Origin of the sequence: Corynebacterium bovis DSM 20582 = CIP 54.80 (genome assembly GCF_030408615.1) — a bacterium.
GTDB lineage: Bacteria > Actinomycetota > Actinomycetes > Mycobacteriales > Mycobacteriaceae > Corynebacterium > Corynebacterium bovis.
The window spans coordinates 1,602,315-1,623,992 of the sequence record NZ_CP047187.1 but is presented as its reverse complement, the minus strand read 5'-3'; the positions used below and the strand labels follow the sequence as shown (position 1 = coordinate 1,623,992).

Genomic DNA, 21,678 nt, shown 5'->3' with positions numbered 1-21,678 from the left:
CACGACAGCTGGGAAGGGAAGCAATGGCGAACGGAATGAACAAGTTCAAGGAGTTCTTCGGGCTGGGCGACGTCGACCAGTACAAGGACCCGTACTACGGCGACGAGTTCGGCGAGACGCCCCGCCACGACCACCGGGATGCCCGGGACGACTACGCCGAGGCCGACCCGGCCCCGCGGCGCAGCTCCCGGTACGCGGACCGTGAGGCGTACCCCGCGGACGACGCCGACCGCGGGTACGGCCGGGACCGCTACAGCCGGTACGACCGCTACGACCGGTACGACCGGGCCGAGCCGGCGGTCGACGCCGTCGCCGTGCCTGCCGCGGCCCCGGCGCGGACGGCCGAGCCGCGGGTGACGAGCATCGCCCTGAGCGGCGTGCACAACACCGAGGAGCTCGCCGTCGAGGCCCGGACCGGCGACATCGTCGTGTTCAACCTCGCCGCCCTCGAGCAGGGTGACGCGCGGCGCGTGCTCGACTTCAGCGCGGGCCTGGCCAAGGGCCTGGGTGCGACCGTCAAGAAGCTCGCGGGTGTCCGCAACTTCGTGTTCATCCCGGCGGGTGTGAGCCTCGACCAGAGTCAGCTCGACCAGCTCGTCGAGAGCTGAGGGGAACCGACAAGCCTCATGGCAGCCCTCTCCGTCCTCGTCGTCGTGCAGGTCTACACGTTCGTCCTGCTCGCCCGGGTCATCATCGAGATGATCCAGTCCTTCTCGCGCCAGTGGCGCCCGTCGAAGGCGTTCAGCGTCATCGCCGAGCCGCTCTTCGTCGTCACCGACCCGCCGGTGAAGCTGCTGCGGCGTCTCATCCCGCCGGTCCGGCTCGGCGGGGTGGCGCTCGACGTGTCCGTCCTCGTGCTCTTCTTCATCCTCCAGATCGTGCTGAGGATCCTCGTCTCCGTCCTCGCCGGGTGAGCCGGTCCCGGAGACGGGGGTGAAGCTGCACGTCGCGCGCCCCCGACCACCCCGTACGCATTGTCCGTTCCCCGGTCGGGGACTATAGTCGCCACCATCTTCGCGGTGTGTGAGTGAGGCCGCGGAGATGTCGTGTGTAGTGATGAGAGCCGTCGTGGGTGCCGGAATGTGGGTCCGGCCCCGCGGCGGTTTCTCGTCTCTCCGGGGGGTGTCACGGGACCGCGGGGCCGACGGGGACCGGTCCGGGCTCGCTGCGGCGGGTCTCACGCGCTAGGCTGGGGCCGTGAATTATATGTCAGGTTGAGCCTTAAACCTTGACTGCTGATGACCACTGATATGATCGTGGACATTCACACCACCCACCAATCGACTGTGAAGGGACCTACCGATGCCGCTGACTCCAGCTGACGTTCACAACGTGGCTTTCAGCAAGCCGCCGATCGGCAAGCGTGGCTACAACGAGGACGAGGTTGACCAGTTCCTCGATCTCGTTGAGGACACCCTCGCGGAACTCCAGGACGAGAACGCTGATCTGAGGTCCCGTCTCGGCGGGCAGAACGGTGCCGCGTCCGCCGTCGCGGGGGCGACCCCGGCGTCGGCCCAGCAGCCGAAGGTGGATGAGGCCGCGGTGCGCCGCGAGGCCGAGGCCCGGGTGAAGTCGGAGTACGACGCCCGCGTCCGCGACCTCGAGGCCCGCCTGAAGAAGGCCGAGGACGACCGCAGCCAGGCCGAGTCCCGCGCCAAGCAGGCCGAGGCCCGCGCGGAGGAGGCCCGCCAGGCCCGCCCCGCCGCCGCGGCCTCCGCGGCCCGCCCGGTCGACGCCACCCCGGCGTCCTCCTCCGACGCGGCGTCGCCGGAGACGCACATGCAGGCCGCCCGCGTCCTCTCGCTCGCCCAGGAGATGGCGGACCGGCTCACCGGTGACGCGAAGGAGGAGTCGCGCACCCTCCTCGCCGACGCCCGCGCCGAGGCGAAGAAGACGGTCGACGACGCCAACACCTCGTCCCGCACGCAGCTCGCCGACGCGAAGCAGAAGTCCGAGGCCCAGCTCGCCGACGCGAAGCAGCGGTCGGACAAGATGCTCGCCGACGCCCGCCAGCAGTCGGACTCCCTGCTCGCCGACGCGAAGCAGAAGTCCGAGACGATGATCGCGGACGCGACCGCGCAGTCGCAGGCGCAGATCCGGCAGGCCCAGGAGAAGGCCGACGCCCTCCAGCAGGACGCCGAGCGCAAGCACACCGAGATCATGACGACGGTGAAGAAGCAGCAGTCCGCCCTCGAGGCGCGGATCGACGAGCTCCGCACCTACGAGCGCGAGTACCGCACCCGCCTGAAGACGTTCCTCGAGTCCCAGCTGGAGGAGCTCAACAGCCGCAGCACCGCTGCGCCGAACAACACGATCGATCTCGACGACAACCGTCGCTGACGACCGCGGACCCACGCCCCGGCCGCCACGGACCCCTGCGAGGGCGTGGCGGCCGTCGTCGTGACCGACCCCGTGTGACCGACCAGGGAGGACCTCATGCTCGCGTTGTCTCTTCTTCTCGCGGCCGTCGGCTTCGCGACGCTCATCGTCGCCCTCGCGGCAGGTTCGACGACGTGGGCGTGGGTCTGCGTCGGGGTGGCCGTCGTCGGCGTCGTCCTCTTCGTCGTCGACCTGGTCCGCCACCGGGCTCGCCGGCGCCGTCGGTGAGGCGCTATAGTCGTCGGTGACACCCGGGGCGCCTGCCCCCGGGAGAGCGCGGGGATCCGGCCATCACCGGGGAGCGTGTCCGGAAGAGCGGTCCCGACGGGGACCGGGTAGACCCGGACGGGGTCACGGCCCGTCACAGCCGTCAGGAGAAGCGGGACCCGGGTGACGCAGCGGTCGCCGGGTCCAAGCGGGGTGGTACCGCGCGGAACGTCCGCGTCCCTGTGCACAGACAGCGTGCGGCCGTCGGCCGCGCAGACGAGGCACAAGGAGCACCACGATGAACAGTCCCGCCGGCGGGGCGTACCCCCGCGTCGACATGACGGGCGGGGAGTCCGCCTTCCCCGCGATGGAGGAGAAGGTCCTCGCCTACTGGGAGGAGGACGGCACCTTCGCCGCCTCCGTCGAGGGGCGCCAGGGCGCTGACGAGTACGTGTTCTACGACGGCCCGCCGTTCGCCAACGGCCTGCCGCACTACGGGCACCTGCTCACGGGCTACGTCAAGGACATCGTCCCGCGGTTCCAGACCATGCGCGGCCGCCAGGTGCGCCGCGTCTTCGGCTGGGACTGCCACGGTCTGCCCGCCGAGCTCGAGGCGGAGAAGCAGCTCGGCATCACGGACAAGGGTGCCATCGAGGACATGGGCCTCGCCGCGTTCAACGAGTACTGCGCGACGTCGGTGCTCCGGTACACGGGGGAGTGGCGGGAGTACGTCACCCGCCAGGCCCGGTGGGTGGACTTCGACAACGGCTACAAGACGATGGACCCGGACTTCATGGAGTCCGTCATGTGGGCGTTCAAGGAGCTCTACGACAAGGGCCTGATCTACCAGGGCTTCCGGGTGCTGCCGTACTCGTGGGCGGAGCACACGCCGCTGTCGAACCAGGAGACGCGCCTCGACGACTCCTACAAGATGCGCCAGGACCCGACCCTCACGGTGTCCTTCCCGGTCACCGGCGCGACGGGGGAGGCGAACCCCGACCTCGTCGGTGCGCTCGCCCTCGCCTGGACGACGACCCCGTGGACGCTGCCGTCGAACCTCGCCCTCGCCGTGAACCCGACGACGACGTACGCGCTCGTCGAGGTCGGCGACGACGGCGCGGAGGGCTTCCGGGGGGCCCGCGTGCTCCTCGCGGAGGACCTCGTCGGCGACTACGCGGCCGAGCTGGGTGAGAGGCGCACGGTCGTGTCCACCCACCCGGGCACGGAGCTCGTCGGCCTCACCTACGAGCCGGTGTTCGGCTACTTCCGCGACCACCCGGGCGCGTTCCGCGTCCTCTCCGCCGACTACGTCACGACCGAGGACGGCACGGGCATCGTCCACCAGGCCCCGGCCTTCGGTGAGGACGACATGGACACGTGCGCGGCGAACGGCATCGACGTCGTCGTGCCTGTCGACATGGACGGGAAGTTCACCTCCCTCGTCCCGGACTACGAGGGGCAGCTCGTCTTCGACGCGAACCGGGACATCATCCGCGACCTCAAGGACGCGGGCCGGGTCCTGCGCCACCGCACGATCGAGCACTCCTACCCGCACTCGTGGCGGTCCGGCGAGCCGCTGATCTACATGGCCCTGCCGTCGTGGTTCGTCCGCGTGACGGAGTTCCGCGACCGGATGGTGCAGCTCAACCACGAGGAGATCGAGTGGTTGCCGGGGCACATCCGGGACGGCCAGTTCGGCCGGTGGCTCGAGGGGGCCCGGGACTGGAACATCTCCCGGAACCGGTACTGGGGCTCGCCGATCCCGGTGTGGGTGTCCGACGACGACGCCTACCCGCGGGTCGACGTCTACGGCAGCCTCGACGAGCTCGAGCGGGACTTCGGCCGCCGGCCGGCGTCCCTGCACCGGCCGGACATCGACGAGCTCACCCGGCCCAACCCGGACGACCCGACGGGCCGGTCGACGATGCGCCGCGTGCCCGAGGTCCTCGACTGCTGGTTCGAGTCCGGGTCGATGCCCTTCGCGCAGCGGCACTACCCGTTCGAGAACAAGGAGTGGTTCGACACCCACTCGCCGGCGGACTTCATCGTCGAGTACTCCGGGCAGACGCGCGGCTGGTTCTACACCATGCACGTGCTCGCCACGGCCCTCTTCGACCGCCCGGCGTACCGCCGCGTCGTCGCCCACGGCATCGTCCTCGGGGACGACGGCCTGAAGATGTCGAAGTCCAAGGGCAACTACCCGGACGTCAACGAGGTCTTCGACCGCGACGGCTCCGACGCCATGCGCTGGTTCCTCATGAGCTCGCCGATCCTCCGGGGCGGGAACCTCATCGTCACCGAGCAGGGCATCCGCGAGGGCGTGCGCCAGGCGATGCTGCCGCTGTGGAACGCGTACTCCTTCCTCCGGCTCTACGCCCACCGCCCGGCGGAGCGGGACACGACGTCGACCGACGTGCTCGACCGGTACATCCTCGCCAAGCTCCACGACACCGTGGCCGAGGTCACCGCGGCCCTCGACGCGACGGACGTCGCCCGGGCGACCGACGAGGTCCGGCTGTTCTGCGACGTGCTGACGAACTGGTACGTCCGCCGGTCCCGCGAGCGGTTCTGGGCCGGTGACGGGGAGCACCCCGAGGCCTTCGCCACGCTTCACACCGTGCTCGAGACGCTGTGCCGGGTCGCCGCGCCGCTGCTGCCCATGACGACCGAGGTCGTCTGGCGCGGGCTCACCGGCGGGCGGTCGGTGCACCTCACCGACTGGCCGGACGCGGCGGACCTGCCGGCCGACCCGGCGCTCGTCGCCTCCATGGACACCGTGCGCTCGGTGTGCTCGGCGGCGTCGTCGGTGCGCAAGGCCCACCAGCTCCGCAACCGGCTGCCCCTGCCGCGGCTCACCGTGGCCCTCGCGGACGCGGCGGCGCTCGGGGACTTCACCGCGGTCATCCGCGACGAGGTCAACGTCCGGGAGGTCGAGCTCACCGACGACGTCAGCGCCGTCGGCCGGTTCGAGGTCGTCGTCAACGCCCGGGCGGCCGGGCCGCGGCTCGGCCGGGACGTCCAGCGGGTCATCCGCGCGGTCAAGGCCGGCGACTACACCGTCGCGGAGGACGGCACCGTCACCGCCGACGGCATCGAGCTCCACGACGGGGAGTACACCCGCCGCCTCGTCGCCGTCGACCCCGACCACACCGCCGAGATCCCGGGCACCGGCGGCCTCGTCGTCCTCGACACGACGGTCACCCCGGAGCTCGAGGCGGAGGGCTGGGCCAACGACCGCATCCGCGGCCTCCAGGACGCCCGGAAGTCCTCCGGGCTCGACGTGTCGGACCGGATCACCGTGCGCCTGTCCGTCCCGCCGGAGCGGGAGGAGTGGGCGCGGGCCCACGCCGCGGACATCGCCCGGGAGGTCCTCGCGACGGACATCGAGATCGTCGTGGGGGAGGACCTCGCCCACGACGTCGCCGACGGCTGCTCCGCCGAGGTGCGGCGCAGGTCCTGAGGGGGGGACGGGCCGGTGCAGCGGTGGGTCGCGCACGTCGACATGGACGCGTTCTTCGCGTCCGTCGAGCAGCTGACGCGGCCGACGCTCCGCGGGCGCCCGGTGCTCGTCGGCGGGACCGTCGACCGGGGTGTCGTCGCCGGCGCCTCCTACGAGTCCCGGGTGTACGGCGCGCACTCGGCGATGCCGATGCACCAGGCCGTCCGGTTGTGCCGGGGGCGGGCCGTCGCCGTGCGGCCCCGGGGGGTGGTGTACTCCACGGCCTCCCGCCGGATCTTCGGGGTCGTCACCCGGTTCGCGGGCCTCATCGAGCGGTTGAGTGTCGACGAGGGGTTCGCCGAGCCCGTCGACCTCGCCGGTGCCTCACCGGATGAGGCCCGACGCTGGGCCGAGGCGTTGCGCGCCGCCGTGGCCGAAGAGACGGGGCTGCCGTGCTCCGTGGGTATGGCCGCGGGCAAACTCGACGCGAAGATGGCCAGTGACCTGGCGAAACCGGCGGGCGTGGCGGTGGTGCCCCGGTCGCGGCGGGAGGAGGTCTTCGCCCCGCGGCCCGTCGGTGACCTGTGGGGCATCGGCCCCGTGGCGCGGGCCCGCCTCGCCGAGGTCGGGGTGCACACGATCGGCGACTTCACGGCGATGGACGAGCGCGACGTCCGGTCCCTGCTCGGCACCGGCGGGGCGCAGACCCACCTGCTGGCCCGGGGGGTGGACGACCGGCCGGTCGCCGAGCGGGCCCGGGCGAAGCAGGTGTCCGCCGAGCGGACCCTGCCCGTCGACGCGACGACGTCCGCCGAGGTCGCGGCCGTGCTCGCGGAGACGGCGGCGGCCGCCCACCGGCGGCTGCGCCGCGACGGCCGGGCCGCCCGTACCGTGACGGTGAAGACGCGGACGACGGACTTCCGGTCGCACACCCGGTCGTCGACGCTCCCCGCGCCGACGGACGACCTCGAGGTCATCACGGCGGTCGCCCGGAGCGTCGCGCCGCGGCCGGAGACGTCGGGGGCGGTGCGGCTCGTCGGGGTGAGCCTGTCCGGGCTCTCCGACACCCGGCAGGACGTGCTGTTCCCGGAGCTGCTCGTCGAGGACGCGCGGGCCGGTCGCCGGGGCGGGGCGGTGGCGGATGACGCAGGACGTCCGGCACGTCGACCACGGCCACGGGTGGGTGCAGGGCACCGGCCACGGCGTCGTCACCGTCCGCTTCGAGACGCGCGCGACCGGGCCGGGGCCGGTGCGGACCCTGCCCGTCGACGACCCGGGCCTCGCGGAGGCCGACCCGCTGGCGAGCCTCGCGTGGGAGGACTGGCTGGCGGAGAACCCGGAGCCGGAGGACGACGCCTAGCTCCCGTCCCCGTCGCGGCGGGCGACGGCGAGCTCGCACAGCAGGGACATCCGCGCCTGCGCCGGCGACAGGGCCCCGGCGGACCGGGCCCCGTGCCGGGCGAGGGACGACCCGCCGCCGGCCCCGCCGTAGACGAGGTGCACCCCGCCCGCGGCGACGCGTGAGGCGACGAGCACCGGGACGCCGGCGTCGAGGGCCCGGCGCACCCCGGCGTCGAGGTCGTCGCCGATGTTCCCGGAGCCCATCGCCGCGACGACGAGGCCGTCGGCCCCGGCGTCGAGGGCGGCGTCGACCGTGTCCCGGGGCGCGCCGGCGTACGCGGTGACGATGTCGACCCGCAGGCCGTCGAGCGGGGCCGGGTCGGCGGTGAGCGGGGCGGGGCGGCGGGTCGCCGGGTCGACGCGGAAGGCGTCGAGGTCCGTCGTGTGCCGCTTCGTCGCCCCGTAGGCCGGGCACGAGCCCCCGACGACGATCCGGGGGGCGGCCGGGAGGCGGCGCGCCTCGGCGAGTGCGGCGCGGATGTTCGCCGGGCCGTCCGGGTCGGGGTCGTCGGCGGGGCGCTGCGCGGCGGTGAGGACCACGGGCACGCCGACCATGCGGTCGACGGCCATCGCGGTCTCCTCGAGGCTGTCCGTGCCGTGGGTGACGACGACGGCCTCCGCCCCGTCCCGGTGGGCGGCGACGACCGCGGCGAGGAGGGCGTCGATGTCGGCGAGGGTGAGCGAGGACGAGTCCAGCGTCATGACGTCCCGGCCGGTGACGGCGCCGTCGGTGTCCGCCCCGGCGGCGCGGAGCAGGTCCCGGGCGGTGAGGGTCGGGCGGAGGTCGCCGGCGGCGTCGGCGGTGCAGGCGACGGTGCCGCCGGTGGAGAGGAAGGCGACGCGGGTCTCGGTGCTGGGGTCGGTCTGGGCCTGGCGCATGGTGCCGATCATCGCACGGGACCGGGGTGCGGGGGGCGGGAGGGGTGAGGGGCCCGGTGTAGGCTGGGCAGGAATAAGAACAGGTCAGGTGCCACCGGACGCCCCGGACCCCGACCGCCCCGACCCCCAAGGAGAGAACACACGTGAAGTCCCTCAAGGTCCTCGCCGTCCCGGCCCTCGCGGCCGGACTGGTGCTCGCAGGATGTTCGGACGACGACGGTGACACCGGTGCCGCCGCGACGACGGGCACGACCGCGACGACGGAGGCCGAGGCACCGCTGCCGACGGCCCAGGACCTCAACGACGTTCTCGTGCGGGCGGTCGACCCGGTCCTCCCGCGGGACCGGAAGCTCGACACCGTCGAGGACGGGGAGAAGGCGCCGGAGATCTTCGACATCATGACCGCGTCGCGCCAGGAGTCCGGGGCGTCCTTCGCCGTCCTCGACCCGGTGCTGCCCGGCATCCTGCCGGACACGGTGTCCGCCCCGGTGACGATGGCGATCCCGGGCCGCGAGCCGCAGCAGATCGACGGGGTGGAGTTCCTCAACGAGGGCGGGTCGTGGAAGCTCTCCCGCCAGTGGGCGTGCACGCTCGTCGAGAACGTCTCACCCGACGCCGTCCCGCCGCTGTGCGCCGAGAGCTCCGCGGCCCCCGCCCCGGAGAGTCCCGCCCCGGATGCCCCCGCCCCGGACGCACCCGAGGCCCCGGCTCCCGAGGCCCCGGCTCCCGACGCCCCGGCTCCCGACGCCCCCGCCCCGGACGCCCCCGCCCCCGAGGCCTGACCGGCCCGTCACCCGCGGGGGCGGGTGACCCACTCGGACCGGGTCGTCGTCGTCTGGACGACGCGGACGGGGGAGGAGCCGGTGCCGTAGGTCACCGTCGTCCCCGCGTCGACGGTCCCGCTCACCGGGAGGGCCTTCGTGAGGTCCAGTTCCAGCTGCCCGGTGGAGGTGTGCTGGACGTCGACGACGCGGAGGTCCTCGCCGACCCGGTCCGCCGACCCCGGCAGGGTCGTCTGGGTCGGCCGCCGGTCGACGTCGACCGCGAGCGCGACGTGGGGGCCGTCGCGTGAGATGAGGGTGTAGCTGACGTCCTGGTTCATCGGCGTGTCACCGCCGATGTGGCTGCTGACCTTCCACCGGGCCCCGGGGCCGACGCCCTCGTCGGGAAAGACGAGCGGCACGTCGGCCATCTGCCGGAGGGACTCCTCGACGCTGGCCCGCGCGCTGTCCGTCGCCCCCTCGGGGGAGGCGAGCGTCCGCGAGGTCGTCCGCCCGTTCTGCTGCGTCCGCGTGGTCACCCGGAACCCGGAGGCCGTCGCGATGTCGTCGTTGCGCGCCGCGTTGTCCCCGGTCGGGGTGCCCGCGGTGACGGTCGTCGTGCGGGTCTCCCCGTCGGTCGAGGCCGTGGCGGTGAGCGGCAGCTCCATCGTCACGTCCTTCTGCGGGACCGTGTCCCCCGCCTGGGCGGGACCCGGGGCACCCTCGACGCGCTGGCCGAGGCCCTGGGTCGCCCGGAAGGTCACCTGCTGCTCGCCGGGGTCGCTGAACCACACGAGGGGGGCGACGGGCTCCTGCCCCCGGTCGACGAGGGTCACCGACACGGGGTCGACGGGGACCTCGACGCCGGCCGGCGCCGCGTCGCCGTCGTCGGAGCACGCGGTGAGGGTGGCGAATCCGAGGGAGGCGACGAGCAGCGGGGCCATGAGGAGGGTCGGGGTTCTGGTACGCACAGCCGACAGGTTACCAACGACCGGGGGGTCGGCCGATAGGATGTGGGGCGTGAAGGACAAGCACAGTGGCCGAACGGCCCCGTGGACGCTCGCCGCGCTCGTCGCGGTCGCCGCGGTGGACCAGCTGTCCAAGTGGATCGTGGTGGAGACGCTCGAGCCCCGGACGGCCGTGCCCGTCATCGGGGACGTCGCGCGGTTCTACCTGCTCCGCAACTCCGGTGCGGCGTTCTCCCTCGGGGAGAACGCGACCGTGTTCCTCGCCTGCCTGCAGGCCGCCGCCGTCGTCCTCTGCGCCGTGCTCGCCTTCCGCGTCCGTTCCCCGTGGTCCGCGGCGGCGGCCGCGCTCATCGGCGGCGGGGCGGCGGGGAACCTCGTCGACCGGCTGTTCCGGGATCCGGGCGGGCTGCGCGGGCACGTCGTCGACTTCATCTCGGTCGGGGACTTCGCCGTGTTCAACCTGGCGGACTCCGCGATCACCCTGGGGGTCGTCGCCTACCTCGTGTACGCGCTCATCGTCGAACCGCGCTCGGCACGGTCGGCACGGCCGGCGCAGTCGGCAGGGTCGGCACGGTCGGTGCAGGGGGAGGACCGGTGAGGCGGGAGAGCCGGGCCATGCCCGTGCCCGCGGGGCTCGCCGGGATGCGGGTCGACGCCGGCGTCGCACGGCTGCTCGGCCTGTCCCGGACCGTCGTCGCCGGGCTCGCCGACGCCGGTGACATCACCCAGGACGGGGTCACCGCCGGCCGGTCGGACCGGCTCACCGACGGCGCGTGGCTCGACGTCCTCCTCCCGGAGCCGCCGCGGGACCTCGCGGCGGAGCCCGCCCGCGAGGTCGAGGGGCTCGACATCCTCTACGCCGACGACGACGTCATCGCCGTCGACAAGCCGGTCGGGGTCGCCGCGCACCCGACGATCGGCTGGGAGGGGCCGACGGTCACCTCCGGCCTCGCCGCCGCGGGCTTCCGCATCTCCACCTCGGGTCCGCCGGAGCGCAAGGGCATCGTCCAGCGGCTCGACGTCGGCACCTCGGGCGTCATGGTCGTCGCCGCCAGCGAGCGGGCGTACACCGTGCTCAAGCGGGCGTTCCGGGACCGCACCGTGGAGAAGACCTACCACGCGCTCGTCCAGGGCCACCCCGACCCGACGTCGGGCACGGTCGACGCCCCCATCGGCCGCCACCCGGGGGCCGGCTGGCGGTTCGCCGTGCGCGACGACGGCAAACGCGCGGTGACCCACTACGGGACGATCGAGGCGTTCCGCGAGGCGTCGCTGCTGCGCGTCCACCTCGAGACGGGCCGCACCCACCAGATCCGGGTGCACTTCTCCGCCCTCCACCACCCGTGCTGCGGTGACCCGATGTACGGGTCGGACCCGGCGCTGAGCCGCCGGCTCGGCCTGAACCGGCAGTGGCTCCACGCGGTGCACCTCGGCTTCACCCACCCGGACGGGCGGTGGATGGACGTCGAGTCCCCGTACCCGGCCGACCTCGCCACCGCTCTCGACCGCCTCAGGGAGACGAACTGATGGACCCCCGCCAGCGCACGCCCCGGACCGTCGCCCGCGACCGGCGGCGGGAGCGCGCCCTCGACTGGGAGGCGACCCGGCGCCCGGCGTGGGTGATGTGGCTGTCCGTCGCGTGCGTCGTCCTGCTCCTCGTCGCCGTCGTCGCCCTGGCGAACTCCGACCGCCGGGCGAAGCCCACCGCCGTCAACGGCGACGTCCTCGGGCCGGACCGGGAGACCGTCGCGGAGTACACCCGGCGGGCCCGGGGGGAGCTCGACGCCATGACGGGCGACGAGCCCCGGTGGGCGCTCGTCACCCCCGCCACCGCGCAGGGGCCCGACGGGCTCGCGCAGCTCTTCGGCGACCTCGCGGACGTGCGGGTGAGCACGCTGCTCGTCGGCCCGAACGCCCGGGAGACCCTGCCCGAGCCCGCGCGCGGCGCCCGCCGGATCGACGTGTTCACGGCCGCGCGGGACACGCTCGCCGTCGAGGCGGGGACGGAGCCGACCGACCCGGCGCTCGACGCGGAGGGCGTGCTCGTCCACGCCCGGCCGGACGCCCTGCGCGAGATCGCCCGGCGCGGGGTGCGGGCCGTCGAACCCCTCCCGCCGGACGCGGTGTACGGCCGGTTCGCCCTCCGCTCCGTCGCCGTCGCGACCGACCGGGAGCCCGGGGCCTAGAGCCCGAAGATCCGGTCGACGGTCGCGTTGCGCAGCATCCCGTCGGGGTCGACGCGTCCGCGCAGCTCCGCGACGTCCGCGAGGTCCGGGTGGACGGCGAGCAGGCCCTCGTGGTCGAGGGTGTGGATCTTGCCCCAGTGCGGCCGCCCGCCGGCGGCGACGAGAACCGGCTCGACGTGCCGGAAGAGGGCCCGGTGGTCGTCGCGGTGGTACCGGTGGACGGCGATGTAGCAGCTGTCCCGGTCGTGGGCCGTGGACAGGGGGACGTCGTCGGCCCCGGCGCACCGCACCTCGACCGGGAAGCCGACGTGCTCACCGCACCCGTCGATGACCCGGTGGACCTCCCGCAGCACCTCGGGCGCGTCGGCGAGGGGCACGGCGTACTCCATCTCCGCGAAGCGCACCCGCCGGGAGGAGACGAAGACGTCGTGGGCGTGGTCGGAGAACTCCCGTTGCGCGAGCACCCGCGCGGAGAGCCGGTTGACCGCCGGGGTGATCCCCGGGGCGTGGTGCATCACCCGGCACAGGGCGCCGAAGACCCCGTTGTTCACGGCCTCGTCGGCGACGATCTCCCGCCACCGGGGGACCGGCGAGGTCGGGGTGTCCGCGGGCAGGCGCGTGTTCGTCTTCACGTGGGCGACGTCGGTCCCGGGGAACCAGTAGTACTCGAGGTGGTCGACCGCGGCGCAGCGCTCCGGGAAGGACTCGACGAGCGGCGCCAGCGGTTCCGCGCGCTCGACGGCGGAGAGCACGAAGGACGGCACGACGGCGAGGGTGATCTCCGTCATCACGCCGAGGGCACCGAGCCCGACCCGGCCGAGGTCGAACAGCGGGTCACCGGGGCGGCAGTCGTGGACCGTGCCGTCGGGGGTGACCGTCCGGAACCGGCGGACCATCCCGGCGAAGCCGGTGAAGCCCAGGCCCGTGCCGTGCGTGCCGGTCGACACGGCCCCGGCGAGCGACTGCGGGTCGACGTCGCCCTGGTTGGCGAGGGCGAGCCCGTGGGGACGCAGGAGCCCGGGGACGTCCCGCAGCCGGGTGCCGGCGAGGAACGTCACCTCCGCGCCCCGGTCGGCGGTGGGGCCGTCGACGGCGACGATGCCGCTGAGCCGGTCGAGGCTGAGCAGCACCCCGTCGGTCACGGCGAGGCCGGAGAAGGAGTGGCCCGCGCCGACGACCTTGAGTCGCCGGCCCCGCCGGGCGGCGTCGAGGACGGCGTCACGCACCGCCCCGGTCGTCTCCGGCCGGAGGACGGCCGTGGGGTGGGCGGTCTCGCAGCCCGCCCAGTTGGTCCAGGTGGCGGTCCGGGTGGTGTGTCGACGGCTCACAGGAACGTCATCCCCTCTCCACGGTAGGTGGGCCAGTGGTCGATGATGTCGCCGCCGGACACGACGACGACCCGGTCGGTGTGTTCGGCCTGTTCGCCGGCCTTCGCGTGGCGGAACCACACCCCGTCGCCGAGGCGCAGCCGCCGGGCCGCCGCGCCCCGCAGCGGGGTCTGGACCTCGCCCGCACCCTCGAGGCGGGTGAGGCGCAGCCCCTCCGGGTGGTCGACGACGGGCACCCGGTCCGTCCCCGGCGGGCCGGAGGCGATGCGCCCGCCGCCCGCGACGGTGACGACGTCCGCGGCCGGCCGGCGGACGACGGGGACGACGAACCACTCCGCCGGCCTCGGCGCGAACGCCCGGTAGTGGTCGAACAGGGCGGGCCCGACGACGCCGGAGCCGGCGCCGATCTCGGTGACGGCGGACTCGGCGGCCGTCGTCTCCACCGAGCCGGTCCCGCCGCCGTTGACGAACTCCAGCGGCGGCCGGCCGGCGACGGCGAGGGCCTCACCGACGGCGACGGTGACGCGGGCGCGCCGGGCGGCGATCTCCCGGGTCGAGACGGCCTTCATCGCGCGGACCGCCGCGGACGTGTCGGCGGTCCCCGCGACCTGCCCCTCGTAGAGCAGCAGGCCCACGACCCGGTACCCGCCCCGGTCGCCGACCCGTCGGGCGAGGCCGGCGGCCTCCTCCGGGGTCCGCACCGGGGACCGCAGCGCCCCGATGCGCACGGGGCCGACGACGAGCGACGCGTCGACGTCGAGGCACACGCGCACCTCGGCCCCCGCCGCGTCGCCGGCCGTGTCCCGCACCGCGTCGACGAGGTCGAGGTGGTCGTCGGAGTCGACGGTGAGGGTCACGGCCCGGCGGAGGCGGTCGTCGGCGAGCAGCCGGCGCAGCGCGTCCCGGTCCGTCGTGGGGTAGGCGACGAGGACGTCGTCGGCGGTGCCCGTCTCCACGAGCCACAGGGCCTCGGCGAGGGTGTACGCGAGCACGCCCCGCACCCCATCGGTGCGGAGGATGTCCGCGATGAGCGGGCGGATGCGGAGCGACTTCGAGGCGAGCCGGACCGGCACGCCGTGGGCGCGGCGGACGAGCTCGCGGGCGTTGGCGCGGGCGGCGTCGAGGTCGAGGACGGCGAACGGCGGGGCGAGGCCCGCGACGGCGGTGCGGACGTCGGTCGGTGGTGGCGTCATGGTTCCACGGTAGTGCCGCGCGCCGGGGCCGGACCGCGGAACGGCTGTTTGACCGACCGGATAGACTGACCGGCATGAGCGGAAAGTCCTTCGTCCACCTGCACAATCACACCGAGTTCTCGATGCTCGACGGGATGGCGAAGGTCGATCTCCTCGCGGAGGAGGTCAAGCGGTTGGGGATGCCGGCGGTGGGGATGACCGACCACGGGAACATGTTCGGCGCGGACACCTTCTACCGGGCGATGACCGCGGCCGGGATCAAGCCGATCATCGGCATCGAGGCGTACCTCGCGCCCGAGTCCCGCTTCAACCAGAACCGGGTCCGCTGGGGGTCACCGGACCAGAAGTCCGACGACGTCTCCGCCGGCGGCGCCTACCTCCACCAGACGATGATGGCGGAGAACGCCACGGGGCTGCGCAACCTGTTCTACCTGTCGTCGATGGCGTCGTACGAGGGGCAGCTCGGCAAGTGGCCGCGCATGGACCGGGAGCTCATCGCGGAGCACGCGGAGGGCATCATCGCGACGACCGGCTGCCCGTCGGGGGACGTCCAGACCCGCCTGCGCCTCGGCCAGTTCGACAAGGCCCTCGAGGCCGCCGCGACGTGGCAGGACATCTACGGCAAGGACAACTTCTTCCTCGAGCTCATGGACCACGACATCGAGATCGAGCGCCGGGTCCGCGACGACCTGCTCGAGATCGGCCGGCGCCTCGAGCTGCCCCCGCTGGTGACGAACGACTGCCACTACGTCACCCAGGACCAGGCGAAGGCCCACGAGGTCATGCTCTGCGTCCAGACCGGCCAGACGATGGACGAGCCCACGCTCGACCAGGGCGGCAAGCGCTTCGCCTTCTCCGGTGACGGCTACTACATCAAGCCGGCCGAGCAGATCCGGGCCCAGTGGGACGCCATGGTCCCCGACGCCTGCGACAACACGCTGTGGATCGCCGAGCGCGTCGGCGACTACGGCGAGATCTGGGAGGAACACCCCCACGACCGCATGCCGACCTTCGATGTCCCGGAGGGGTACACCCCGACGACGTGGCTGCACAAGGAGGTCATGGACGGCCTCGCGGAGCGGTTCCGCGGCGGCCCCGTCCCGGAGGAGTACGTGCGCCGGGCGGAGTACGAGATCGAGGTCATCGACATGAAGGGGTACCCGTCGTACTTCCTCGTCGTCGCGGACCTCATCAAGCACGCCCGGTCCGTCGGCATCCGGGTCGGTCCGGGCCGTGGCTCGGCGGCGGGGGCGCTCGTCGCCTACGCCCTGACCATCACGAACATCGACCCGATCGAGCACGGCCTGCTCTTCGAGCGTTTCCTCAACCCCGAGCGCCCGTCCGCGCCCGACATCGACATCGACTTCGACGACCGCCGGCGCGGCGAGATGATCCGCTACGCCGCCGACAACTGGGGCGAGGACAAGGTCGCCCAGGTCATCACCTTCGGCACGGTGAAGACGAAGCAGGCGATCAAGGACGCCGCGCGGGCGAAGCACGGCCAGCCCGGGTTCCAGATCGCGGACCGGATCACGAAGACCCTCCCGCCGCCCATCGCGGCGAAGGACATCCCCCTGTCCGGGATCATGGACGAGACCCACGAGCGGTACGCCGAGGCGTCGGAGATCCGGAACCTCATCCAGAGCGACCAGACCGTCGGCGACATCTACGAGCTGGCCCTCGGCCTCGAGGGCGTCGTCCGCCAGGCGGGCGTCCACGCGTGCGCGGTCATCATGGCGTCCGTGCCGCTGCTGGACTGCATCCCGATGTGGAAGCGCAAGCAGGACGGGGCGCTCATCACCGGCTGGCCGTACCCGGCGTGCGAGGCCATCGGCCTGCTGAAGATGGACTTCCTCGGCCTGCGCAACCTCACCGTCATCGGCGACTGCATCGACAACATCAAGGTCAACCGGGGCGAGGAGCTCGACCTCGAGGGGCTGGCCGTCGACAACGAGCCGGCGTACCAGCTCCTCGCCCGGGGTGAGACGCTGGGCGTGTTCCAGCTGGACTCCGGCGGGATGCAGGAGCTGCTCAAGCGGATGCGGCCGACCGGCTTCAACGACATCGTCGCCGCCCTCGCCCTGTACCGCCCGGGCCCCATGGGCGTCGGCGCGCACTGGGACTACGCCGACCGGAAGAACGGCCGGAAGCCCATCACCCCGATCCACCCGGAGCTGGAGGAACCGCTCCAGGAGATCCTCGAGGAGACCTACGGGCTCATCGTCTACCAGGAGCAGATCATGAGGATCTCCCAGAAGGTGGCGAACTACACGGCCGGCCAGGCCGACGGCTTCCGCAAGGCCATGGGCAAGAAGAAGCCCGAGGTGCTGGAGAAGGAGTTCGTCGCCTTCGAGAGCGGGATGAAGGCCAACGGCTACTCCGCCGAGGCGATCAAGACCCTGTGGGACACGATCCTCCCGTTCGCCGGCTACGCGTTCAACAAGTCCCACGCCGCCGGCTACGGCCTCGTGTCCTACTGGACGGCCTACCTCAAGGCGAACTACGCACCCGAGTACATGGCGGCGCTGCTGACGTCGGTCTCCGACAAGAAGGACAAGTCCGCGATCTACCTCTCCGACTGCCGCCACCTCGGCATCAACGTGCTCTCGCCCGACGTCAACCAGTCGGCGTTCACGTTCCGGCCGGTGGGGGAGGACATCCGGTTCGGTCTCGGCGCGGTGCGCAACGTCGGCGAGGACGTCGTCGACTCCATCGTCGCCACCCGGGAGGAGAAGGGCGCGTTCCGGGACTTCTCCGACTACCTCGACAAGATCGAGTCGGCGGCGTGCTCGAAGCGGGTGACGGAGTCCCTCATCAAGGCCGGGGCGTTCGACTCGCTGGGGCACCCGCGCAAGGGGCTGTTCCTCGTCCACGAGGACGCGGTCGACGCGGTGACCTCGACGAAGAAGGCCGCGGCGAAGGGGCAGTTCGACCTCTTCGCCGGCCTCGGCGACGACGCCGACACCGGTGACGTCTTCAAGGTCGAGGTGCCGGACCAGCAGTGGGAGCGCAAGCACGAGCTCGCGATGGAGCGGGACATGCTCGGCCTCTACGTCTCCGGCCACCCGCTCGACGGCTTCGAGGACGCCCTCGACGCCCAGATCGACACCCCCCTGACCCAGGTGCTCTCCCGCGAGCTGCCGAACAACCGGGAGGTCAAGATCGGCGGGATCATCTCCTCCGTGGAGCGGCGCGTCGACCGGAACGGCCGCCCGTGGGTCATCGCGTCGGTGGAGGACCAGCACGGTGCGACCGTGGAGCTGCTCGTCTTCGCGAAGACCTACGAGCTCGTCGCCCCGCAGATCGTGGAGGACAACATCATCCTCGCGAAGGCCCGGGTGAGCTACAAGGACGACCGGATGAGCCTGTTCTGCGAGGACCTGAAGTCCGCGGAGTTGTCCGTCGGAGCGGGTTCGGGGGTGCCGCTGCGGCTGTCCATCCGGGTGGAGCAGTGCACGCGGCAGAACATGGACCGGTTGCGCACGGTGCTCACCCAGAACAAGGGGGACTCCGACGTCTACCTCACCCTCGTCGACGGCGAGGAGCGGGTGCAGTTCCTCCTCGGCCCGGAGATGCGCGTCATGAAGTCGCCCTCGCTCATGGGCGACCTCAAGGCCTCGACGTGGGAGGGGATCTTTGCCTGACATGGGGTGGCCCCGCCGGTGGTGGGCACTGGCGGTGCTGTCCCTGGGCCTGGTGATGCTCGCCGTCGACGTCACCGTCCTCAACCTGGCGGTCCCGGCGATCGAGGCGGACCTCGCCCCGTCGTCGACGCAGATGCTGTGGATCGTCGACGTGTACGGCTTCGTCATCGGCGCGCTGCTCATGACGATGGGTGCGCTCGGTGACCGGGTGGGCCGGCGGCGGCTGCTGCTCGTCGGCGTGGCGTTCTTCGCCGTCGCGTCGGTGCTCGCGGCGTCGGCGACGGGGCCGGGGCAGCTCATCGCCGCCCGCGCGCTGCAGGGCGCGGCGGGGGCGACGCTCATGCCGGCGACGTTGTCGCTCATCCGGACGATGTTCACCGACGACCGGGAACGGTCCCGCGCGGTGTCGGTGTGGGTGGCGACGTACGCCGTCGGCGCGGCGGCGGGGCCGGTCATCGGGGGGTTCCTCCTCGAGCACTTCCGGTGGGGTGCGATCTTCCTCATCAACGTGCCGGTCGCGGTGGTCATCGTCGTCGCCGGGCTGGTCACGCTGCCGGCCGGGCGGGTGGGGGCGGACGGGGACGCGCGGCCGTCACCGTTCGACGCCACCGGGGCGGTGCTGTCGGTGGTGGCCCTGTTCTCGGGGATCTACGCGGTGAAGACGGCGGTGCTCGAGGGGGTCGACGCCGGCGTCGTGGCGACGGCCGTCGTGGCCGTCGTCGTCGGGGTGCTGTTCGTGCGTCACCTGGGGCGGGCCGCGCACCCGCTCGTCGACCCCGGGATGCTGCGCCGGCCGTCCTACGCCGCGGCCGTGACCGTGAACGCCGGGACGATGTTCCTGTTCGTCGGGATGCTCATCGTCGTGTCCCCGCTGCTCCAGACGGTGCTCGGGGTGACGCCGCTCGCGGCGGGGATGCTGTTCCTGCCGGGGCTGGTGGTGTCCGGGCTGGTCGCGGTGTGGGTCGGCGGGGCGATGGACCGGTTCTCCCCGGCGCTGCTCATCACCGCGGGGCTCGTCGTGTCGGCGCTGGGGCTCGTCGTGTTCGTCGGGTGCGCGCTGGGGCTGCTGCCGGGGTCCGACGTCGCGTGGGTCGCCGTCGCCTACCTCCTCATCGCCGGTGGGTCGGGGGCGGTGGACCCGGTGACGAACGTCATCGTCGTCGACGCGGCGCCGGCCGAGCAGGCGGGGGCGGCCGCGTCCCTGTCGGAGGTGGGGTACGAGCTCGGGGGAGCGGTGGGCACCGCGGTGCTCGGCACCGTCCTCGCGGGGGTGCAGGGCGTGCGGGAGTCCGGCGGCGCCGGGACCGCGGAGGCGTTCCGCTCGGGTGCGGGTGCGGCGGGGGTGGCGGCGCTCGTCGCGGCGGGACTCATGATCGTGCTCGTGCGGCGTCGGCTCACCGGGTACCGGATCCGCTGACCGGAGGTCGGCTCAGGCGAGCGGCCCGTCGGCGACCGTCCGGTGGTGGGTGCCGTCCGGGGCGGTCCAGGTGACGGTGTGCGGTGCGTCCTCCCCGGGGGTGTCGGCGCGGGCGCGGGCCCGCCACAGACCCCCGGTCTTGAGGTTGTGGTGGTGCCGGCACAGGCACTGGAGGTTCCCGACGGCGGTCGCTCCTCCTCTCTCCGGATGCGCGTGGTCGTAGGGTTCGATGTGGTCGATGTCGCAGGCGGTCGCGGGGACGTCGCACCCGGGGAACCGGCAGCGCCCGTCCCGGCCCCGGACGGTGTCCCGCATCGCCTCGGGGATGCGGTACCCGGGGGCCGGCGGGGGAGTCGCCGGGTGCTCCCGCACGTGGCGGGCGCGTGACGCCCACGCGCGGGCGGCCGAGGGACTCACCCAGCCGACGCCGGGGATGAATCCCGGCCCACCGGGCTGGCGGTAGACGTGCAGGTGCACGGTGGTCCGGGACGGGCCGGCGCCGAGGAGGTCGAGGGCGGCGTCGAGCCGGCAGTCCGCGACCGTGCGGCCGGACCCGGCCGCCATGGTCCGGGCCGTCGCGGTGATGGAGGACCACGCGCTGACGGCGGTGGCCTCGTCACGGCACGTGACGGTGAGTGTGCGGCCCCGGCGCCGGACGCCGCCGGTGGTGCGGTCCTGCGCCTCGGCGTCGGCGACCGGCCCGGGGGCCGCCGTCGCGAGGACCCGGCCGACGATGGTGCGCAACCGGGCGACGTCGAGCGGTCCGGGCTGGTCCGGCTGGTCCGGCTGGTCGAAACGGTCGAGCAGGTCGAGGACGACCCCCTCGAGGAGGCGGTCCAGTGCGGCGGTGAGCTCCTCGCGGTCGACGGCGTCGGCGGTGCGGTCGAGGTGCCGGACGAGGCGGTGCACGGCCTGCCACAGGACCTCCATGTGGTCCAGTGACAGCCGGCCGTCCCGGACGGCGAGGGGCCACAGGTCCGGCATGCGGTCGGAGAGTTCCCCGGCGTGGGCCATGCGGGTGGCGTCGTACCGCCCCCGGCCCCGGACCGCGAGACAGGTGGCGACCCCGGGGGCGGAGCGGTGGATGTCCTCCGCGAGCCGCAGTTCGACGCGGTTGACCGCGAGGACGTGGCGGTGGACGCGGTCGCGGTCGATGCGCCGCTCGCGCGTGTCACCGGGTGTCGTACCCGTCACGGTTCCCCCTTCGCTCCCGTCCCCTGAACGCCTGCGCCGGTGGCTGCGTCCCTGTGCCCCTGTTGCTGTACGGCCCTGCAGCTCTGCGGTCCTGCGGCCCTGCGGCCCTGCAGCCCTGCAGCCCTGCAGTCCTGCGGCTCTGTGACTGTGCCGCTGTGGCTGCGTCGTGTGCCCGGGCCTGCGGTGTCGTGCCGTCGGCACCGTCTCCCGCGGCCGGGCTTCTGACGTGAAGTGTAGGAGGCGTCCCTGACACCGCCCCGCCGTCATCGTCGGCGGCAGGTCGGGAAAAGCCAGGTCATCCACATCGGAACCGAACGTCTGTTCGATAGCGCCGGGATAGTGGTGAACATCACATCCCGGGCGGATGCGGACGGACGCAGGCGCGCGGGACCGGGCGTCCGACCGTCACGCCGGCGGCCGCGGGACCCGCCGGGGCGGCGTCGGGACCCTGCCCCGGCTCACCGCCAGCGGCCGGTCCGGTCCCGCCAGACCCGCACCCCGAGCCCCACGGCGACGAGCACGACCACGACCGCCGCGACGACCTTCACCCACGGCGGCGCCACCACCTGCGCCGCCACGGCGAGCACCACGACGGCGAGGAGCGCCGTCGTCTGCGCCCGGTCGAGCTCGGTGGGACGGGGCTCACGTCGGGAAGGCCGGTCCGTGACTGCATCATCCATGT

At 73.2% G+C, this 21,678-nt stretch carries 17 protein-coding genes and 1 pseudogene; 12 read left to right on the top strand and 6 right to left on the bottom strand.

Annotated features, from left to right (window positions below; genetic code table 11):
• Positions 1–23 precede the first annotated feature (23 nt).
• From CBOVI_RS06570 to CBOVI_RS06545, 6 genes and pseudogenes are all read left to right on the top strand, one after another.
• On the top strand, positions 24–608 hold the full coding sequence (locus CBOVI_RS06570) for a cell division protein SepF (RefSeq protein ID WP_010265501.1): 585 nt from the start codon (positions 24–26) through the stop codon (positions 606–608).
• A gap of 18 nt (positions 609–626) precedes the next feature.
• Positions 627–914, top strand: a complete 288-nt coding sequence (locus tag CBOVI_RS06565; protein ID WP_010265502.1) for a YggT family protein — start codon at positions 627–629, stop codon at positions 912–914.
• Positions 915–1,302: 388 nt separating this feature from the next.
• A complete protein-coding gene (locus CBOVI_RS06560) occupies positions 1,303–2,340 on the top strand; it encodes a DivIVA domain-containing protein (RefSeq protein ID WP_029157716.1) in 1,038 nt (345 codons plus the stop codon).
• Positions 2,341–2,436: 96 nt separating this feature from the next.
• Entirely contained in the window at positions 2,437–2,607 is a 171-nt protein-coding gene (locus CBOVI_RS06555; protein ID WP_010265504.1) for a hypothetical protein, read from the top strand.
• Positions 2,608–2,884: 277 nt separating this feature from the next.
• Positions 2,885–6,046, top strand: a complete 3,162-nt coding sequence (gene ileS / locus CBOVI_RS06550; RefSeq protein ID WP_010265505.1) for an isoleucine--tRNA ligase — start codon at positions 2,885–2,887, stop codon at positions 6,044–6,046.
• A gap of 42 nt (positions 6,047–6,088) precedes the next feature.
• Positions 6,089–7,385 (top strand): annotated as a pseudogene (locus CBOVI_RS06545) (DNA polymerase IV).
• Here CBOVI_RS06545 and CBOVI_RS06540 read toward each other — a convergent pair.
• A complete protein-coding gene (locus CBOVI_RS06540) occupies positions 7,382–8,305 on the bottom strand; it encodes an asparaginase domain-containing protein (protein ID WP_125187454.1) in 924 nt (307 codons plus the stop codon). The pseudogene CBOVI_RS06545 and the gene CBOVI_RS06540 sit on opposite strands and share 4 nt — an antisense overlap.
• 143 nt (positions 8,306–8,448) lie before the next feature.
• Here CBOVI_RS06540 and CBOVI_RS06535 point away from each other — a divergent pair, with 143 nt between their 5' ends.
• Positions 8,449–9,087: a WKL family lipoprotein gene (locus tag CBOVI_RS06535; RefSeq protein WP_010272164.1), complete on the top strand. Its 639-nt coding sequence runs from the start codon at positions 8,449–8,451 to the stop codon at positions 9,085–9,087.
• A gap of 8 nt (positions 9,088–9,095) precedes the next feature.
• On the opposite strand, the gene CBOVI_RS06530 is transcribed toward CBOVI_RS06535, so the two are convergent.
• Complete coding sequence (locus CBOVI_RS06530) at positions 9,096–10,037, bottom strand: hypothetical protein (RefSeq protein ID WP_232625900.1); 942 nt, start codon at positions 10,035–10,037, stop codon at positions 9,096–9,098.
• Between the two features lie 49 nt (positions 10,038–10,086).
• Between CBOVI_RS06530 and lspA the strand changes: the two genes are divergently transcribed.
• The 3 genes from lspA to CBOVI_RS06515 are packed head-to-tail and all read left to right on the top strand — an operon-like array spanning position 10,087 to position 12,220.
• Positions 10,087–10,632, top strand: a complete 546-nt coding sequence (gene lspA / locus CBOVI_RS06525; RefSeq protein WP_010272159.1) for a signal peptidase II — start codon at positions 10,087–10,089, stop codon at positions 10,630–10,632.
• A 17-nt stretch (positions 10,633–10,649) separates the two neighbouring features.
• Positions 10,650–11,561, top strand: a complete 912-nt coding sequence (locus CBOVI_RS06520; RefSeq protein WP_043362574.1) for an RluA family pseudouridine synthase — start codon at positions 10,650–10,652, stop codon at positions 11,559–11,561.
• Positions 11,561–12,220, top strand: coding sequence for a hypothetical protein (locus CBOVI_RS06515; RefSeq protein ID WP_010272153.1), 660 nt, complete (start codon positions 11,561–11,563; stop codon positions 12,218–12,220). Before CBOVI_RS06520 ends, CBOVI_RS06515 begins: the two co-directional genes overlap by 1 nt.
• On the opposite strand, the gene CBOVI_RS06510 is transcribed toward CBOVI_RS06515, so the two are convergent.
• Positions 12,217–13,548, bottom strand: coding sequence for a D-arabinono-1,4-lactone oxidase (locus tag CBOVI_RS06510; protein ID WP_010272152.1), 1,332 nt, complete (start codon positions 13,546–13,548; stop codon positions 12,217–12,219). The two genes, CBOVI_RS06515 and CBOVI_RS06510, sit on opposite strands and share 4 nt — an antisense overlap.
• Positions 13,545–14,741 carry an alanine racemase gene (locus CBOVI_RS06505; protein ID WP_010272149.1) on the bottom strand — a complete coding sequence of 399 codons (1,197 nt, stop codon included), beginning with the start codon at positions 14,739–14,741 and terminating at the stop codon, positions 13,545–13,547. Before CBOVI_RS06505 ends, CBOVI_RS06510 begins: the two co-directional genes overlap by 4 nt.
• A 74-nt stretch (positions 14,742–14,815) precedes the next feature.
• Here CBOVI_RS06505 and dnaE point away from each other — a divergent pair, with 74 nt between their 5' ends.
• Positions 14,816–18,385 carry a DNA polymerase III subunit alpha gene (gene dnaE, locus CBOVI_RS06500; protein ID WP_010272146.1) on the top strand — a complete coding sequence of 1,190 codons (3,570 nt, stop codon included), beginning with the start codon at positions 14,816–14,818 and terminating at the stop codon, positions 18,383–18,385.
• Between the two features lies 1 nt (position 18,386).
• Positions 18,387–19,802 (top strand): MFS transporter, encoded by a 1,416-nt coding sequence (locus CBOVI_RS06495; RefSeq protein ID WP_029157981.1) that lies wholly within the window; start codon positions 18,387–18,389, stop codon positions 19,800–19,802.
• 12 nt (positions 19,803–19,814) lie between these two features.
• Here CBOVI_RS06495 and CBOVI_RS06490 read toward each other — a convergent pair whose 3' ends face one another.
• The gene (locus CBOVI_RS06490) at positions 19,815–20,996 is read right to left on the bottom strand and encodes an HNH endonuclease signature motif containing protein (RefSeq protein WP_010272141.1); all 1,182 of its coding nucleotides are present in this window, start codon (positions 20,994–20,996) and stop codon (positions 19,815–19,817) included.
• Positions 20,997–21,454: 458 nt separating this feature from the next.
• Positions 21,455–21,676: a hypothetical protein gene (locus CBOVI_RS06485; RefSeq protein ID WP_010272139.1), complete on the bottom strand. Its 222-nt coding sequence runs from the start codon at positions 21,674–21,676 to the stop codon at positions 21,455–21,457.
• Positions 21,677–21,678: the final 2 nt, after the last annotated feature.